The organism is Streptomyces humicola (assembly GCF_024436035.1).
Classification (GTDB): Bacteria; Actinomycetota; Actinomycetes; order Streptomycetales; family Streptomycetaceae; genus Streptantibioticus_B; species Streptantibioticus_B humicola.
Genome location: NZ_JANFNG010000006.1, coordinates 172142 through 189629 on the forward strand (window position 1 = coordinate 172142; position 17488 = coordinate 189629).

Genomic DNA, 17488 nt, shown 5'->3' on the forward strand with positions numbered 1-17488 from the left:
GAACGATGACGGCGACCACCGCCGAGGCAGACCTGGGCACGCACCTCGTGCCGGAGACGAACATGTCCGCCGTCAGCCCCAGGGCGTTCGACTCCCTGACCGCGGACCCGCGCAAGCGGGCCGCGTACCGGCTGGACCCCTACGCCCGTGAGGGGCTCGACCTGTTCCGCTCGCCCGGCGACCGCGCCTGGCTCTACACGACCACCTTCGTGGTGATCAAGCCGGACGCGGTCGTCGGCCGGCGCGGCGGGCTGGTTCTGGACATTCTGGGGGAGGAGGGCTGGCAGCCGATCGCGGCCCGGCCGTTCACCTTCGACCCGCTGCTGACCAGGGAGATCTGGCGCTACCAGTTCAACGCCGCATCCCGGCAGCGAATCGCGGTGGTGGATCACCTGCTGGGATCGAGCCCCTCGCTGCTGGTTCTGCTGCGCGACACTCGCCGGGCAGACGGGCTGCCCGCCAGCGTCCGGCTGACCGCGGCGAAGGGGGGCGCCGATCCGCAGGCGGCTCACGCGCGCGATCTGCGTACCCGGTTCGGCAGGGTCAACGGCCTGTTCAACTTCATCCACACGGCTGATGAACCGGCCGATCTGGTGCGGGAGTTGCGGCTGTTCTGCTATCGGACCGGCACCGACTGGCTCCGCGCCGCCCTCACCGCGACACCGTCGTCCACCGGCGAGGAATGTCCGGCTCGAAGCCTGCTCGCCGGCCTCGAGGCCGACGCTCCGACCCACGACCTGGACTCGGCGCAGAGCCTCACCCGGCTGGCCGTCCGCTCCGACGTCTGGGGGAGCCTCGCCCGCGAACACGGCGCCCATGACGCCGTACGACGGTGGCTGTCGGCCCTGGACGAGTCCGACCTCCCGCCGGGCACGGCCCGATGGGACGTCCTGTCGGTCCTGACAGACTGGATCGACTGCAACGAGCCAGGCGTCGCGCCCCTGTTGGCGACCGTCTCGGCGACCGACTGGAGGAAAGAAGCGTGACGTCCCTTCCCCTCGCTCCACAAGCCCTCGTCTTCGACTGCGACGGGCTCCTGGTCGACACCGAGGTTTGCTGGACCAGAGCCGAGACCAAGATCTTCGCCGCGCACGGTCACGACTTCGGGCACGAGCAGAAGGCACTGGTGATCGGCCGTACGCTGGCGGGCGCGGGTGAGGCGATGGCCGACTACTTCGGCAGGCCCGGAGCCGGCCCCGAACTCGCCGCGGAGCTCCTCGAGCTCGTCCGGCAGGAACTGGCCGGCGGCGCCGAAGCCCTGCCCGGGGCCGCCGAGCTGGTCAATGCCTGCGCGCGGGCCCTCCCGGTCGCGGTCGCCAGCAACAGCCCCCGCGAACTTCTCGACACCGCCCTCACCTCGGCCGGCCTCGCCGACCTCTTCCCGGTCTCCTTCGCGGCCGACGAGGTGGCGGACGCCAAGCCCGCCCCCGACCTCTACCTGAAGGCGTGCGGCGCGTTGGGGGCGGCGCCGGGGGCCTCGGTGGCCTTCGAGGACTCGGCCACCGGGATCGCCTCGGCCCGGGCCGCGGGGCTGTTCGTCGCAGTGGTGCCGTCGCTGCCGGGGAGCGAGCTCGACCACGACTGGCTCGGCGGCAGTCTGGCCGAACCCGAACTGGTGAAGTGGGCGGCGGGACTCGGGTATGACATCGCCCCGTGACCTGCTGGTCTGTCTGTGCTCCCGGGTGAGCGAGGGCGAGTTGATCGAGGCCATCCGCGCCGGGCACCGGGACGTCGCCGCGCTGCGCGAGGCCACCGGGGCCAACACCGGTTGCGGCGACTGCCTGGAGGACCTGGAGGCCCTGCTGACCGACGAGGCGGAGCAGAACGCCCCGGCGGAAGGCGGCCCGCAGAAGTCTGCACTGCACCATGCTGAGGGCGGACCCCTCTAGCCCGCGGTGAACGGCCGGGAGAGGGTGAATCGGGAGGACGGTTCCGCGAGCGCGAGCCGTCGCCGCTCGCCCGGCCGGACCCATGAACGGATGGAGCGCTCGTCCCTCTCAGCCATACGCAGCGCTGCCCGCCCCTGCCCGCGGAGCACGGAAACGGCCTCCACCCGCATCGGCCGGGCCCGATCCGCGGGCCGTCGGCGCGACTTCGCAGGAAGGACATCACCATGGCTCTCGACACCGACGGTTTCGCCCTCATCGACCTGCCCCCCACCTCGGCCGAGGTACTCGCCAGCTACGAGGACCTGCCGGTCGACGCCTACATGGGCCATGGCACCCGGTACAAGAAGTTCTCGCAGTACCGGTTGTCGGCGGCGCGGGACGGTGCGGGATGGGACTTCGAACGGCTGCCGCACCGGGACTACACCGCGTACCGGAAGTTCAACCCGGTCGGCGGCGGCAAGCGGCGCACCTACCTCCCGGTGGCGGTGGACTTCACGCCGCTGATCGACGCGGGGGCGCGGTCGCTCGGGCTGGACCGGAGCGAGGACTGGCAGATCAATCTGCACCAGAACCGCACCTGTGCCGCACCCGGACGCCCCGGTCCCCTCACCCCGGAGGGCGTGCACCACGACGGGCACGAATTCGTGATGATCGGCGTGCTGCGCCGGGAGCGGATCGCCGGCGGCGAGACCCGGCTGTGGCGGCCGGACGCCCCGCAGCCGTTCTGGACCGGGGTGATCGGGCCCGACCAGGCCGTACTCCTCGACGACCGGGCGATCGCCCACGACGTCACCGATGTGGTGGCGGCCGGTGACGAGCCGGGCCACCGGGACATCTTCATCGTCGCCTTCTCCCGCTGGAGCGAGAAGTGGTACGGCGACGAGCACGACGCGGCGGCCCTGACGGACAGCGAGAGCTGAGCAGCACAGAAACGGTTCTTTTCTGTATGGACACCATGGACACCGACTTCACTGCCCTGTTGGACAACAGCCTGCCGGCCGCGCTCCGGGCACTGCTCGCCCTGCCCGCCGACGACCTGCGGCGCGCCAGTGGGGACTACGGCTTCCGCGGTGAACTGGCCGCCGCCTGCCGCGCCCTGACGGCACGCGCGTACGGCAAGGCAGAGCACACCGCGCTGGAAGAGGTGCACGCGGTGCTGGCCCTGATCTACGACCGGGACTTCTCCGGGGTCGCGGTCACCGACACCGACCGCGAGGAGCAGCCGATCCTGCGGGACGTCGCCGCCCTCCTGGAACACGCCGTACTGCGTCACGAGACGGAGCGCGTACCCGCCCGGGAGCTGACCTGCTACCCGGAGACAGGACCGGAGTACGTGCGCTGGCTCAAGGCGATGGTGAGCCGGCATCCCGCAGGCTGGCACCCGCTCTACCACCAGCGCCTGGCCGAGCACGGCAGCGTCGAGGACCTGCGACTGCTGCTCGCTCAGGAGACCAATCTCGACCCGCGCTTCGACGACATCCTCGCCGCGATGCAGATCGGCCGGCAGGGCGCGGAGAAGATGGAGATCGCCGCCAACTACTGGGACGAGATGGGCAACGGCGACCACACCCTGGTGCACACCACGCTGTTCGGCCGAGCGCTGGAGGCGGTCGGCGCCGATCCGCGCTACATACGCGAGACGTTCCTGCCGGAGGCCGCCGTCTCCGGCAACATCTCCTCCTTGCTGGCGCTCTCCCGCCGCCACTACTACAAGGCGGTCGGCTACTTCGGGGTCACCGAGTACCTGGCCCCGCGGCGCTTCCGGTGCGTCGTCGACGCCTGGCGCGGTCATGACCTCGACGAGGTCGGCATCGTCTACCACGACCTGCACATCGGGGTGGACGCCGGACACGCGGCCGGCTGGTTCAAGAACGTGGTCAGCCCGCTGGTGACCGCGGACCCGCGGGTCGGCCGGGAGATCGCGCTGGGCGCCGCGATCCGGCTCAACACCTCGAAGGACTACCTCGACGCCCTGCTGCGGCGCATGCACGCCACCGAGCGGGTCGCCGCCTCGGCGGCCTCCTGAAGGGAGGACCACCGGTGCGCCAAGACACCTGGCATCCCGCCGACTTCGTCAAATACGAGGCGCTGGGCAACAACTACGTCGTCGTCGACCCGCGGTACGCCGCCTTCGCACCGCTGCCTGAGAACGTCCGGCGGGTGTGCGACCGGAACCGGGGCCTCGGCGCCGACGGCCTGCTGTACGGACCGTTGCCCGCCGCCGACGGCTTCCGGCTGCTGACCTTCAACGCGGACGGCTCCGAGTGCGGCGGCAGCGGCAACGGACTGCGGATCTTCGCCTGGTACCTGCGCGAATCCGGCCACACCGAAGCGGACGTGATGACCCTGCGCACACCCTCGGGGACGTCCACGGCGACGATCGTCGACGCGGACAGCGGCGTTGTGCGCGTCGGCCTCGGCACCGCCCGCCCCGACAGCGGCGCCGTCGGGGCGCGCGGTCCGGCCCGCACTATGCTGCGCGAGCCCCTGGACGCCGCGGGCCGGCGGTGGGAGGCCGGCTGCGTACGGCTGGGCAGCCCGCACTGCGTGCTCCCCCTCGCCGACGCTCCCGCCGACGCGGGGCTGGCGCGCCGGGTGGGCGCCGCGGTCAGCAGCCATGACCTCTTCCCCGACCGGATCAACGTGGAACTGCTGCACGTCACCGACCGCGAGAACCTCAGCATCGAGGTCTTCGAGCGGGTGGCCGGGCATGTGCCGGCGTCCGGCAGCGGTGCCGCCGCCGCGGCGTACGTGGCCCACGCGCGCGGCCTGTCCGGCCCCCGGGTCACGGTGCACATGCCCGGCGGCCGGGTCACCGTGGACATCGGCGAGGACGGAGCGGTGTCCCTCACCGGCGAAGTCGGTCCGGTACTGCGCGGGCACTGGGCGCCGCGGCTCGCACGATCGCTGTCGGGGTGACCCGATGACGACCGCGCTCACCGACGACGGGTACCCCATGCACCGCTGGTTCTTCGAGGACGCGGCCGGCCGCTACGACCTGGACCTGGGCGACAGCTACCTGGACTGCGGATCGGTGGACGACCTGCCGTACCCCGCCGGCCTGTCGCTGGACTACGGCAGTAACCGCGGCAGCGTCCCGCTGCGCGAGCTCGTCGCCGGCCGCTACGGCCGGGACGCCGCCGACGTGGGCGTCACCCATGGCGCCCAGGAGGCGCTCTACCTGCTCCACCGGGTCCTGCTGCGCCCCGGCGACCACGTGGTGGCCTTCACCCCCGGGTGGCCGCAGGCCTGGGAGGTGCCCACCGAACTGGGCTGTCGGGTCGACCGCGTGGGCACCACCCCCGACGGCGACCCGGACATCGCGCGCGCGGTGCGGCTGATCGGCCCGCGCACCAGGGCCGTGGTGCTCAACTCCCCCTGCAATCCCACAGGACGGCGTGTGCCGGAGCGGGACGTGGCCTCGCTGGTCACCGCGCTGCGCGCGCACGGCAGCCACCTGATCCTGGACGAGGAGTACGTGGCCGACCTCGCCCGCGACTCGCTGCTCGGCCGCTACGAACGGGCCGTCTCGGTCTCCGGCGTCTCCAAGGTGTACGGCTTCCCGGGCCTGCGCACCGGCTGGATGTGCGGGCCCGCGGACCTGGTGGCGGCCGCCATGGAGCGCAAGCACTCCACCACCCTCGCCAACTCCGTGCTCACCGACGCCCTGGCGGCCGAGGTGCTGCGGCGGCACGACCACTACCTCGACCGCTACCTGCGGCTGACGTCCGGCGGCATCGAGGTGCTGCGCGACTGGGTGGCGCGGCACCCGGACGTCTTCCGGCTGCTGAAGCCGCAGGGCACGCCGTTCGCCTGGCTTGTGATGACCGTCGCCGGCACTTCGCTGGCCTTCTGCCGTGAAGTGCTGCGCGCCAGGGTGCTCCTGATGCCAGCGGAGGTCTTCGGCACCGAGCGCGGGCTGCGGATCACCTTCGCCCGCGAGGAGTCCGTCCTGCGCGAGGGGCTGCGCCGCATCGATGCGGTGCTCGCCGCGCACGGCCACAGCGCGGGCCGGGCGGACCGTTGACCACGACACACACCGCCGACCTGTGGCCGCGGCTGCTGCCACCCTGCGCCACGGCCGACGACCCGCGCGCGGCGGTCCGGCTGTTCGACGGCGTGAAGGGAGCCGACGGCCCTTGGCGTCCGGTGCGGCCGCTGCTGGTGGGCGCGGACACGTACCGGGACCTGGTACGGCTGTCCCGGCGCGCGGCCGAACTGGTGCTGTCCGCCGCCCGGCGCCGGGCGGACACGGCCCGCGACCTGCTGGCGGCGCTCGGCTCCCGGCCGGAGGACTACCCACTGCTCGACCCCGGCGACCCGGTCGAAGACCGGCTGCTGACCGCGGTCCGCCCGGACATCCTCATGGAGGGCGGCGTCGCGCGGTTTGTGGAGCTGAACGTTGACGGGGCACTGGGCGGCGTACTGCAGGCCGATCTGCTCAGCGGCCGCTTCCTCGACCGCTACCGTCGCTGCGGCCTCGCCAGCCGGCTCGGTCTGTCCGCGGCGCCGTCCGCCGTGCGGGCCAGGGCCGAGGCGCTGCGCACCTTCCTCGGACTGCGCCGGGACGCCGCCGCCCCGGTGCTCATGCCGCACTTCACCGGGGGCCATCTGCCGGGGCTCGACGACTGCGCCCGGTTCGCCGACTGGCTCGCGCCCGTCTTCCGGCACGCGCGGGACCACGGCATGCGGATGTTCACCCATCCCCTGACCGCGCTGACCACCGCACCCGACGGGACCCTGCTGGCCGGCGGGAGAGCGGTCGGCGCGGTGTTCCGGACCTTCGTCAGCCACGGGGAGCCGCCAAGCGCCGGACTGACGGCGCTCCGCCGGGCGCTGGACGCCGGCGCCGTGCGAATGTTCACCCCGGAGAGCACCATGCTGCTCACCAACAAGATCACGCTGGCCTGGCTCTGGGACGACCTGGACCTGCTCGACCCGGCGGACCGGCGGCTCGTCGAGACCCACGTGCCCAGGACCGTTCGGCTCCGCCCCGTCGACCGCGACACCCTGGGCCTCGCCGTGCGGGACCGCGCCGGCTGGGTGCTCAAGCCTGCCAACGGCTTCGGCGGCAGCGGTGTCGTCGTCGGCGCCGCTGCCGCCGACGCGGACTGGCGGACGGCGCTCGACCACGCGGCCCGGCAGGGCGGGCACGTGCTCCAGCGGTACGTCGACGCCGACCGGACGGCCATGCGGTTCGTGCGCACCGCGGACGGCGAGGTCGCCGACGCCGAGGTGCCGTACGTGCTCGGACCGTTCCTCTACGGACTGCGGGGCAGCGGCCTCCTGGTGCGGCACGGCACGCCGGCCGCGGCCGACGTGCTCAACGCCGGCCGGGGAGCTGCCATGAACACCGCCCTGCTGGCCGGTGGGTAGCCGATGTCCCGAGGCCTGACAGACCGTCCGAGGCACGCGCTGAAGCTGGATTTCCGGTTCCGTACCTTCCAGGTGTCGGTACTCGGCTCGAACCTCGCAGACGGCATATACCTCGTCACCATCCCCCTGCTCGCCCTGTCGCTGACCGGTTCCGCGCTCGTCGTGAGCGCGGTCGGCGTGGCGTTGCGCGCGCCGTGGCTGCTGCTCACCCTGCCCGCCGGCGTGGTGGTGGACCAGTTCCCCCCGCTCACCGTGATGCGGGTGGCGTCCATGACCCGGCTGCCGCTGGTCGCGGTGCTGTGCGTGCTCGCCTGGGAGCGGCTGCTGCCCGTCTGGGGGCTGGTGACCGCGGCCTTCCTGATCGCCGGGTGCGGCACCTTCATCGACGTGGCGGCCCAGTCCTTGGTCCCGCGGATGGTCCCCAAGCCGCTGATCCCGCGGGCCAACGCCAACCTGCAATCGGGCCTGACGCTAACCCAGCAGTTCGCCGGCCCCGCGCTGGGCGGCGTGCTGGCGGCGGTCACCGGCGCCGGGATCGCGCTGTCGACCACGCTGTACGCGGCGACCCTGTCCGGCCTGCAGGCGCTGCAACGGCGGCTGCCCGGGGGCGGTGACCGGGACGCGGGCGCCACGCCGGGCGGACGGTTGACGCTGCGGGCGATGTTCCGGGACCTGGGCGAGGGCGCCCGGTACTTCCGTACCCGGCGCGATCTGATCGGCCTGGCGGTGGTCGCCGCGACCGGCAACCTGGCGTTCGCCTCGGTCACCACGATGCTGCCGCTGTGGGTGGTCGCCCCGGCCCGCCTGGGACTGCCCAAGTCGGCGCTGGGGTTCATCGCCGCGGCGCCTGCGGTGGGCGGCCTGCTCGCCGGGGCGGTGGCGGCGCGGATGCTGAGCCGGTTCGGCGGGCGCGCGGTGCTCGGCTTCTGCGCGCCGGCCGTCGGTCTGTGCTTCGTGCTGATCGCGGTGCCCAGCCCGTTCTCTGCCTTCGGGGCGATGGCGTGCTACGGGGGGTTCACCGTGACGCTGAACGTGATGAGCATGTCGCACCGCCAGTCGACCATCCCGGAGCACCTGTTCGGCCGGGTCAACGCCGTCTACCGGTGGATCGTGCTGGGTGTCTCCCCGTTCGGCGCCGGGCTCGGCGGCCTGGTGGCCGACCACTTCGGTCTGGCGGCCGTCTTCCTGTGCGCCGGGGCGTTCGCCGGCGGCTCCGGGGTCCTGCTGCCCGCCCTGCTCTTCCGCGCTTCACCTCCGGATCCGGACCGGAGCCAGGACCCCGGACCGGACCGACGTACCGACACATCGATGTATCGACTAGGACGTGACGCATGACCGATCCGCTCCTCGAACTGCCCTCCGACTGGCAGCGCGCCCTGGCCATCGTCGCCCACCCCGACGACGTGGAGTACGCGGCCGCGGCCGCCGTCGCCACCTGGACCGACCAGGGCAAGGAGGTCGTCTACCTGATGGCCGGTCGGGGCGAGTGCGGCATCGCCGGCGTGGATCCGGAGAAGGCCAAGCCGATCCGGGAGGCGGAACAGCGGGCCAGCGCGGCGGTGGCCGGGGTGACCCGGGTCGAGTTCCTCGACCACCCCGATGGCCTGATCGAGTACGGTCCGCGGCTGCGCCGGGACTTCGCGCACGCCATCCGGCGGCACCGGCCGGAACTCCTGGTAACGCTCAATCACCACGACCACTGGCGGGGGGTGTCCTGGAACACGCCGGATCACCGCCACGTCGGCCGGGCCGCACTAGACGCGGTGGCGGACGCTGCCAACGAGCACCTGTTCCCGCAGGAGGGCCTGGATCCGTGGGAAGGCGTGCGCTGGCAGGCGGTGGCCAACTCCCCTTACCCGACCCACGCTGTGGACGTGACGTGGGCGGTGGAACGCGGCGTACGGGCGGTGCTAGCCCACGACACCTACCTGCGCGCCCTCACCGACGAGGACCCGGAGGAGTACGTACGCGCCTTCCTGGGGCGGAACCTGGCCGCCGCTGGCGCGCGGTTCGGCGGCCGGCCCGCGGTGCCGTTCGAGGTGTTCCACCGCGACCCCTACCGCGAGCGCGCCGGCCAGGTCCACTACCGCTGACCCGCGGCCCGTGTCCCGTCGGTCGAAGCCCGGGTCGTGGGCCCCGAACTCGAAAGGAGCCGCGCTGTGCACATCGCGGTCGTAGACGCCAACCCCCCTTCGCTGCGGGCCCTCCGGCTCGCGAAGACGGCCGGGCACCGAGTGACCTTCCTCCAGCCGCCGCTGACCCAGTACGCGCTCACCGGCGAGAACCTAAGCATCGTCTACTCGGCGGACACCCTCGTCGACGGGATCGACACCACAGACCCGCAGGCCGTGGTCGCCGCGCTCGGCGAGTGCCACGCGCGGCACCCGATCGACGTGGCCGTGGCATTCCAGGAGCTGGCGGCCGAGGCCGTCGCCCACGCCTGCCGCGAGCTGGGCCTGCGCGGTACGGCACCGGAGGCGGTCCTCATGGCACGGCGCAAGGACCGTTGCCGGGCGGCGCTGGAAACCGCCGGGCTGGACTCCGCCGCCTACGTGCTCGCCGCCGACCAGGACGCGGCGCTCGCCGCGGCGGAGCGCATCGGCTACCCAGTGGTCCTCAAGCCGCCGTCCGGCAGCGCCAGCCTGCTGTCCCACGTGGCCCGTGACACGGCCGGGGCGCGGAAGGCCGCCGCCGACATCCTCGCCGGCCAGGACGCGGTGCCACCGCACTGGGTTACCCAGTTCAGCCGGGGCGTGCTGGTCGAGGAGCTGCTGGTGGGCCGGATGGTCTCGGTGGAGATCGGCGCCCGGGACGGCGCGTTCTTCCCGTTCTGCGTCACTGGCAGGTTCCGATCACCGCGCAACGAGGTGATCGAACTGGGGTCGTGCGTCCCGGCGGACCTGGCCCCGGTGCAGAGCGCGGCGTGCGTGGCGTACGCCGAAGCGGTCTGCCGCGCGATCGGCGCCGACTTCGGCATCTTCCACCTGGAGATCATGCTGACCGAACGCGGCCCGGTGCTGGTCGAGTTCAACCCGCGCATCATGGGCGGCGGCCTGCCCAACTGCTACCGGCACGCCACCGGCCAGGAGATCTACGCCTCCTTCCTGGACCTGGTGACCGGTGCACCGGTACGCGTCCCCGAAGGCTTCGCGGGGTGCACCGCCGTCTTCGTGGTCACCGCCGAGACCGGCGGGCGCCTGCCGAAGACGGCGTCCCTCGCCCCGCTGCACGACGACGACGGCGTGCTCGAGGTGCTCGGCTTCGACACCTACCGGACCGGGCCCGGCCGCCTGGTCGTGCCAGGCCAGACCGTGGCCCGCTTCATCCTGCGCGCCCCGGACCGCAGGACGGCCGTCGCCCGGGGCACGCGGCTGCTGCACCGGCTGGAGGAGACGCTGGGGCTGACCTTGATGACGGGCGACAAGGACAGCGAGGGCGGGACGGCGATGCTTCATACCCCTCCATCGCACTGCCGATCACGAGCCTCAGTCGACCTGACGTGAAGGCTTCCGGGCGCTCAGGTCGGCGGGCGCCTGCGGCCACTGGGCCGAGCACACGACATTCGGCTACAACGTCGTCACCGTGCCGCTCGCCATGGCGGGCCTGCCCAACGCGATGCTTGCTGCGGCTGCCGTGTGGGCCAGCCGCTTGCACCGATGAGGGGACCATGCTGTGATCGAGCGCCTGACCAGCTTCTACAGCTTCTCCAAGATGCCGTTGGGCAAGGCCCTGACCCCGCCGGCCCTGCACCGGCACCACGCACCACACCTCCCGACGCTGGAGTCCGCCTGCTGGTCGGCCAGGTACCGGGTCCACAGCTCCTCGGGAGTGGGAAAGCGGTCGATCTCCCGGATCGTGGGAGCAGTACCGCTGTAGTCGATCTCCACGATCTGTCGGCCATTGGTGGCGTAGGCGAAGGACAGCCCGAGCTTCGCGGCGTACCGACGAGCCTGCTCCACACCGTCGTTGGCATCGGCGCGGTAGCGCTTGGCCTCGACGACACCGATGGGAACGTCTGGCGCGTACTCCAGCACATAGTCGGCAACCAGAGGGTGCCAAATTTCGTGACCCCCGGCACAGGCATCGCTCCGAACCGGGCGCACCTGGTCACCCTCACGTCAGGGTCCGCAGTCACGGCGATGGCCTCGGCAACCGCCCCAGGCCCTACCGAGTGGAGGGCTTCATCCATGCCGACTCGCTCGGCCACCGAGCGAATCACGGCCGCCACGTCGCGCACCGCCACCGGTTCGACCTCGACTCCACGCGTCAGCAACACCGCGCTCGTCTGCGCCACCAAGAACTTGAAGACCACGCTCTCCTGGATATCCGGCACCTGTTCAACCTACGGGTCCATCTTGTCGCCTCACCACAAAGCGGGCACGAGGCAGCGCTGTCCCGCGAACCACCCCGCCCGGGTGCCGGCCCCGGCTCCCGCCCGGCCGGGAACGCTCATCCCGGGGCGCCTCGCCGCGGTCAGCGCACCGCCAGCCACGGACTCCCCACCGCCCGGGAATCGCGCTCCCCGCACCAGCCCGCTGCGCTCCCTCCGTCCCGATGCGCTCCCCTCGCGCTCCCCTAACCCTCAGCGAGCACCTCTGCCACGACTAACGAGACGACGGAACCCAGCAAAACGTGCAGGTCAGAGCGGGTATGACCTGGGACTCGAGTCAACCGCCTGTGGCGACATCAAACCATTGACCGACGGATTACGACTCATGGAATTACAACGCCGGATCTGACCATTCTTCATGGTCAAGGGAGTGGAAAAACCCCAGGTCAAAGGACCTGACCTGGGGTTCACCATGGAGCCGCCTAAGGGAATCGAACCCTTGACCTACGCATTACGAGCAAGAGAACCGATAGTCCAGTGGCGTCTGGCGGTGTCCATCGATACTGGTCAGCCCACGGGGCGCACGTCAGCGGGCACCGCCGGATGTGGACGTACTGCTACTGATCTTGCAACTGAGCTCTGCCGTGAGGCTCGGAGGAGGGCGCCTGCATGCAGGCACCCTCCTCATCAACCTACGGCTCCCGTTCCTCCGGCGATAGCGGAGGGATCTTCTCGGCCTCATGGCGCCCCCGCTCCGTGATCTCCAGCCAGCACGGCTCGAAGTGCTCACGAGACATCAAGAAGTCCCAATCGCGGCTTATGCGTCCCCTAATATCGCCGACCCATGGCAAGAAGTCGCCGGGATCCTCAGTGGAGTTGGACAGCTCGCCCACCCGCATCAGGCCTTCCCGGAGCAGGAAGTCGCATACAGCAATCGTCTCCGCCTTGATCTCTTCCTCGCTGGGGTGGCGCTTCTCTGACTTCCAACGCGGCGTGTCCTCCTCAACCATTCCGGCGAGGAAGCTGAGGGGAACCCAGTCCTGGCGCCCCTCCGCAAGCGCCCCTTCAACGGCGGGGTGGCGCAAGGTGATCATCAATGTGTCCCCTGATGGATCTTCCAGGCCTGCTTGCGTCCTCCCGGAGGGAAGACATCGATCGTCTCGCTCGGCGTGGACGTGGAATCGTTCCTATATTGGATGCGCGTGCCATCCGGCCGGACGTAGAAGGCCAGCTTCTGGCCGGGCGGAGGCTTGGGTGCACCATCCGTTAGCTTATCCCATATGTTGTCCAGGTCCGTCTTGGTGCGGACTGTGCGCACCGTCATTCGGTCGCCAGTATTGGCCCCGAACACTCGCCCCTTCTTCGTCAATATCTCGTCCGGTGTGAGTTGCTGGATCGCCTCAGGACGAATGTAGTTGTCCTCGCCCCGGAGGCTGCGTGCCGCCTCCTCGTCCCAATCACCACCCGTTTCACCGGCGATGGCCGCGCGGAGTCGTCCGACGCCGTCGGCGATCGCTTCGACGCTAAACCCGACATCAGCGGCTGCGAGCCCGGTTTCGATCGCGCCGGGGACGGTTCCGGCGCCGGTGGCCATCGCAACGACGCCGGCAATGACACCTTCGACACCGAGTTGCACACCCTCGGCGCCTTCGAGGATCTCACCACCGCCCAGGACGACGCCTTCGACCTTGCCGACAATGTTGCTGACCTGGTCGCCGAACGTGTCGTGCATGCCGTCGTGCGTGATCGCCCGGTGGATCCTCGCGGCCGCGGTGCTCGCCGCCGTCTCGTACAGGCTCTTCGCCGCCTGCAGCTCACGTTTGGCCGCGTCCAGGTCACCGGTAGCGGCATCGTGCCGCTGCTGCACCGCGCCGCGCTGCGGATCATCCGGGTGCATCTGGTCGAGCTGCCGCGTGGCTGCCTGCTGTTCTGACTGTGCTGCGTGTGCGTCCCGGAGAGCCTTCGCGGCCTGCTGCTGCGCCATCTCAACGGCGCTGGCCCAATCGCCGTCAGAGTCTTCGCGGACGCTGGCGCCGATGGCGTCAGAGGCGATGTCGTAGCGGTGGTATGCCTTCTGCAGGTCGGCTACCGCATCGTGGGCCGCCGACCGGAACGTGTCGGCGGCTTTCGACTGCCAAGCCTCGACTCCCGCAAGCGCCTGGATGTCCCGCACATCCTGCTGGATGGCGTTGGCTGTCCCCCGCAAACTCTCGCCAAGCAGTGCGATCGCATCCGGATCACCCGGTACGGGATCGCCCGGCTCGCCGAGGACTTCCCACTCGTACGCTGGCGGTCGCCTCACTGGCCCTCGCCCGCCGTGTGGAGGGCTGCGGCGAGGTCGGTGTCGATGCCGTCGTAGGAGTCGGCGGCGTCCTGTGTGATGATCCCCAGGGTGCGGATCTTCTCGGCAAGCTCCTGCCGATGCAGCTTCCAGTTGTCGGAGAACTCGTCGAAGGCCCCGCTGATCTTAGGGTGTCCCAGTTCAGCGGGGCTGTAGCCGTCGGCGGGATTCGGCCGGTTGGTGAACTCGTCGTAGACCCTCTGCAGCCGGTCCGAGCACTCACGTATCAGTGTCGTGTCGGCTTTCAGATCACTCATCAACTCCCCCTCGGAGTTGGGCCGCTCCCACGACCCGAAGGAAAAGATCTTACTCGGCCTCGAACAGGACGTGAGGGGGCAGAGGCACGAGGCCATTGACCTGTAGCTTCGTGGCCTGCGCGGGTGTGGGTGGTCGTTGCCGTGGTGCACCGGTGTTCGCCGTGGCTGAGACGGGAGCTTCCTGCGTTTGCCAGGCGCCGTTGTCATAGCGCTCCCGTAGCTTGGTGCCATGGTTGGTGCAGGCGAGAACTCCGCTAGGCAGGGCGGGCCGCCCGCGGTACGCCAGTTGGCCACGGGCGTTCAGCCCTATTACGCGCAAAACGCGAAATTTCTCGGGCAGCGGTACGGGGGCGTCACCTTCGAGGAGGTGCATGGTGGGGTGTTGGATTTGCTGCCGCCGGCCCCGGCAGTTGTGGTGGACGTCGGGGCCGGTACTGGGCGGGACGCCGCGGCGCTGGCGCGGCGCGGTTATCAGGTGGTCGCGGTCGAGCCGGTGCGTGAGCTACGGGAAGTGGCACAGCGCCTGCACCCGAGCGAGGACGTCGGTTGGGTAGAGGATTGCCTGCCTGAACTGTCCCGGCTGGAGGGGACTTTCCAGCTGGCGCTGTTGTCGGCAGTGTGGATGCACCTGCCGCCGGTCGCACGTGGGCGAGCGATGGAGAGGCTGGTCACGCTGCTGGCTCCGGCGGGACTGCTGGTGATCTCGCTGCGACGTGGGGCACCGCCGACCGACCGGGTGATGTTCGACGTGCCTGCCGAGGAGGTCGCGCGTAACGGGGGGCGAGCGGGGCTGCGGTTGGTGCGGCTGGTAGAGGAGGGCGCGGACCGGCTCGGACGTTCCGAGGTATGGTGGCACACCGTTGTGCTTCGCAAGGGGGATGAGTGAGCGGGCGGGAGTTCTACTCTCAGGATGCCTCGGCGCGTGCGTCGTGGAGGCTCGCCGTGCTGATGGGGGCCAACTCACGCACCTACAAGTTCGCCCTTGGTCAAGCCTTGCTGGAGTTCGGGCGGCTCGGACAGGAGTCGGTCCCGCTTGCCGAGTTGGCTGCCACCTACAGCCTGGGCATGGCACGCCATTTGGCCCACAACCCACAAGCGCCGCACGTTGCGGAGTTGGGAGATAAAGACTTCCTCACTGTTGCTGCCAAGGAGAGCGCCGCGACGCTGGGCACCGGCCGACCCACGGAGAGGCTGGTTGCGGCTGCGGTGCGCTCGATGCCGACGATGGTGATGCAGAAGTTTCACAACCTGCGCGGCGACAGTGCGGTGCCCCACACCTTCTACGAGTTGGCAGGGTCGGGGCGGCAGGGCGCCGTACGTCTGACCCCCGAATTGCTTCGGTTGGCGCAGTCGGAGCAGGCCCCGAGCCTTGTTGCCGAGTTGGGCGCGCGCTGGAGCATCGTGGAGAGCTCCTTCGCTGCTGGCGTAGGCCGCAGTCTGATGGAGGAGGGCGTCACCGTCGACTGGGACACACTAAAGATCACCGACAAGCGCCGCCGCCGCTCGGTGACCGGCATCGTTGAGGCCACGGTTGGTTTCCAACATGGCCGCTGCCTAATCTGTGACAACGTCCTGGCCCTGAGCGATGCCATAGCCGTCGACCACGTCTTCCCCTTCTCCCTGATGCATCGCCTCGGCAGCGTCCGCTCCTGGCACGGCCCAGATCTGGATGCCCTTTGGAACCTCGCCCCTACGCACGCAGCCTGCAACGGAGCCAAAAGCGATCGGCTGCCCACCGAGGCCGAACTCGGCCGTCTGGCCAACCGCAACGAGGCAATCATGCAGTCGCCCCATCCCCTGCGCCGCACCCTGCAACTCAGCCTGAATGGCGCCTTGTCCGGCATCAACGTGTCCTCGTGGCCAGAGTTCCTCAGGGCAGTGCAGACGGCTGTGTGAGTCGGACGCCCGCTGTAACCCCACGGGTACTAAAGCGAGTGCACCCGGCTCCGGAGAGCTCTTGCACTTAAACGTTTGAACAGCTCAGAGTCTCGGAGGCGGATGACCGCACTCTGCCGGCCCATGCTGAGTCCGCAGCCCAGCAAGGAACTGGTGACCGCCCTCATCCTCGCAGCTTCCGACGGATACTGGTGTGTCTGTCAGTGCGCTGATCTAGAGTCAGGTCATGACCACTAGCGTTGAGGGGATTGACCCCGGCGATGTCCGTACGCGCGCGGAGATCCGTGCACTGTTCGGGGGGAGTCCACAGGGCGGGATCTGCCCCTCTGAGGACATGCACAGCGTGAACCTTTACTCGGACCCGGACGTGGGCGAGCAGGCCGGGTACTACGACGGCTGGCTGGCTGAAGAAGACGAGTTGGACCCGGTCTTTGAGTACACCGGCGCTGGGAAGTCCGGTGACCAGACCTTCGATGGCGTCGCCGGTTCAGGTAACAGGGCGATACTTCGGCACGCGGAGCAAGGCCGAGTGCTTCGTGTATTCACGCGAGTGGGAAAGCTGCCTGGCAGCCATACGAAGACGCACCGATACCTTGGGACGTTCACGCTGGACGGGTTGCAGCCGTATGTGTGGCGTAGGGTTCATGGCGAGGACGGCATCGAGCGCGATGTTATCGTCTTCCGTCTGCGCCCCGAGGGAGCTGTTCAGCGCACCGCGCAGGACGTGATCCCTCCCGCTGAGGAAACCACGGCGGAGTTCGTGCCGTTTCAGCCCGTCACTGCGGCGATGTTCCAGTCAGATCCGGCGACAAGCGGCGCGTTGCCGCTCCCCAAGCAGCGCGTTCGTAAGGGGAGTTCCTCGTCCAAGGCGACTCCCAATGCAGAGACCAGCGGAAAGTTTGTGGCTCCTGAAGCGTTCGGTACAAAACTGAGTCTCCGGGCTTCCACTGCCGCCACCATCGCCGTCCGCCGCGAGGCGGAGCTAACTCAAGCGTACAAGGCCTACTTGGACTTTGCCGGGCACCAGACTGGTGCCTTCCAAATCAAGGTAAGAGGCCTCACCTCAACGCTCCGCACCGACCTGTATGACGCAACGGACCACGTGCTCTACGAGGCGAAGGGTTCGACCTCCCGAGAGGATGTGCGGATGGCTCTCGGGCAAATCCTGGACTATAGCCGTTACGTCGAGGCGCCGGGGCACCAAGGTGAGCCCAAGCGCGTCATCCTCTTGCCGGCCGCTCCCGCTCCCGATATGTACACCCTGCTCGACCGGTATGACGTTGGGGTCGTGTACCGATCTGACGATGGCCGTTTCGTCGGAGACACCGTCCCTAAGGCTAGCCAGTAACGGGATCACTTTTCTGTCGGCACCTTCGGAGCAAGCGACTGAGAGGTGATT

Annotated in this window: 18 protein-coding genes; 14 read left to right on the top strand and 4 right to left on the bottom strand. The window is 69.8% G+C overall.

The features are described 5' to 3' along the window. Positions 1–5 precede the first annotated feature (5 nt). The 11 genes from NGB36_RS11050 (at position 6) to NGB36_RS11100 (ending at position 10768) form a co-directional block, all read left to right on the top strand. Positions 6–986 carry a nucleoside-diphosphate kinase gene (locus tag NGB36_RS11050; RefSeq protein ID WP_255920017.1) on the top strand — a complete coding sequence of 327 codons (981 nt, stop codon included), beginning with the start codon at positions 6–8 and terminating at the stop codon, positions 984–986. Next, complete coding sequence (locus NGB36_RS11055; protein ID WP_255920018.1) at positions 983–1657, top strand: HAD family hydrolase; 675 nt, start codon at positions 983–985, stop codon at positions 1655–1657. Before NGB36_RS11050 ends, NGB36_RS11055 begins: the two co-directional genes overlap by 4 nt. Then, entirely contained in the window at positions 1641–1889 is a 249-nt protein-coding gene (locus tag NGB36_RS11060) for a (2Fe-2S)-binding protein (protein WP_255920019.1), read from the top strand. Before NGB36_RS11055 ends, NGB36_RS11060 begins: the two co-directional genes overlap by 17 nt. Before the next feature lie 224 nt (positions 1890–2113). Next, complete coding sequence (locus NGB36_RS11065) at positions 2114–2809, top strand: 2OG-Fe dioxygenase family protein (protein WP_255920020.1); 696 nt, start codon at positions 2114–2116, stop codon at positions 2807–2809. A 26-nt stretch (positions 2810–2835) separates the two neighbouring features. Continuing rightward, entirely contained in the window at positions 2836–3915 is a 1080-nt protein-coding gene (locus NGB36_RS11070) for an iron-containing redox enzyme family protein (protein ID WP_255920021.1), read from the top strand. Between the two features lie 14 nt (positions 3916–3929). Then, the gene (gene dapF, locus NGB36_RS11075) at positions 3930–4808 is read left to right on the top strand and encodes a diaminopimelate epimerase (protein ID WP_255920022.1); all 879 of its coding nucleotides are present in this window, start codon (positions 3930–3932) and stop codon (positions 4806–4808) included. 4 nt (positions 4809–4812) lie between these two features. Next, entirely contained in the window at positions 4813–5916 is a 1104-nt protein-coding gene (locus NGB36_RS11080; protein ID WP_255920023.1) for a pyridoxal phosphate-dependent aminotransferase, read from the top strand. After that, positions 5913–7265 carry a hypothetical protein gene (locus tag NGB36_RS11085; RefSeq protein WP_255920024.1) on the top strand — a complete coding sequence of 451 codons (1353 nt, stop codon included), beginning with the start codon at positions 5913–5915 and terminating at the stop codon, positions 7263–7265. Before NGB36_RS11080 ends, NGB36_RS11085 begins: the two co-directional genes overlap by 4 nt. Positions 7266–7268: 3 nt before the next feature. Continuing rightward, complete coding sequence (locus NGB36_RS11090) at positions 7269–8600, top strand: MFS transporter (RefSeq protein ID WP_255920025.1); 1332 nt, start codon at positions 7269–7271, stop codon at positions 8598–8600. Continuing rightward, positions 8597–9358, top strand: a complete 762-nt coding sequence (locus NGB36_RS11095; RefSeq protein WP_255920026.1) for a PIG-L deacetylase family protein — start codon at positions 8597–8599, stop codon at positions 9356–9358. The genes NGB36_RS11090 and NGB36_RS11095 overlap by 4 nt, the downstream gene beginning before the upstream one ends. A gap of 66 nt (positions 9359–9424) precedes the next feature. Next, on the top strand, positions 9425–10768 hold the full coding sequence (locus NGB36_RS11100; protein ID WP_255920027.1) for an ATP-grasp domain-containing protein: 1344 nt from the start codon (positions 9425–9427) through the stop codon (positions 10766–10768). 192 nt (positions 10769–10960) lie between these two features. Here NGB36_RS11100 and NGB36_RS11105 read toward each other — a convergent pair whose 3' ends face one another. From NGB36_RS11105 to NGB36_RS11120, 4 genes are all read right to left on the bottom strand, one after another. Beyond that, positions 10961–11299 carry a hypothetical protein gene (locus tag NGB36_RS11105; protein WP_255920028.1) on the bottom strand — a complete coding sequence of 113 codons (339 nt, stop codon included), beginning with the start codon at positions 11297–11299 and terminating at the stop codon, positions 10961–10963. A 988-nt stretch (positions 11300–12287) separates the two neighbouring features. Beyond that, on the bottom strand, positions 12288–12689 hold the full coding sequence (locus tag NGB36_RS11110) for a hypothetical protein (RefSeq protein WP_255920029.1): 402 nt from the start codon (positions 12687–12689) through the stop codon (positions 12288–12290). After that, positions 12689–13897, bottom strand: coding sequence for a putative T7SS-secreted protein (locus NGB36_RS11115; protein WP_255920030.1), 1209 nt, complete (start codon positions 13895–13897; stop codon positions 12689–12691). Before NGB36_RS11115 ends, NGB36_RS11110 begins: the two co-directional genes overlap by 1 nt. Next, the gene (locus tag NGB36_RS11120; protein WP_255920031.1) at positions 13894–14193 is read right to left on the bottom strand and encodes a hypothetical protein; all 300 of its coding nucleotides are present in this window, start codon (positions 14191–14193) and stop codon (positions 13894–13896) included. The genes NGB36_RS11115 and NGB36_RS11120 overlap by 4 nt, the downstream gene beginning before the upstream one ends. A gap of 229 nt (positions 14194–14422) precedes the next feature. On the opposite strand from NGB36_RS11120, the gene NGB36_RS11125 reads away from it, so the two are divergent. From NGB36_RS11125 to NGB36_RS11135, 3 genes are all read left to right on the top strand, one after another. Next, a complete protein-coding gene (locus NGB36_RS11125) occupies positions 14423–15079 on the top strand; it encodes a class I SAM-dependent methyltransferase (RefSeq protein ID WP_255920032.1) in 657 nt (218 codons plus the stop codon). Beyond that, positions 15076–16089 carry an HNH endonuclease family protein gene (locus NGB36_RS11130; protein ID WP_255920033.1) on the top strand — a complete coding sequence of 338 codons (1014 nt, stop codon included), beginning with the start codon at positions 15076–15078 and terminating at the stop codon, positions 16087–16089. The genes NGB36_RS11125 and NGB36_RS11130 overlap by 4 nt, the downstream gene beginning before the upstream one ends. Positions 16090–16315: 226 nt before the next feature. Beyond that, complete coding sequence (locus NGB36_RS11135; protein ID WP_255920034.1) at positions 16316–17437, top strand: SRA domain-containing endonuclease; 1122 nt, start codon at positions 16316–16318, stop codon at positions 17435–17437. The last annotated feature ends 51 nt before the right edge of the window (positions 17438–17488 follow it).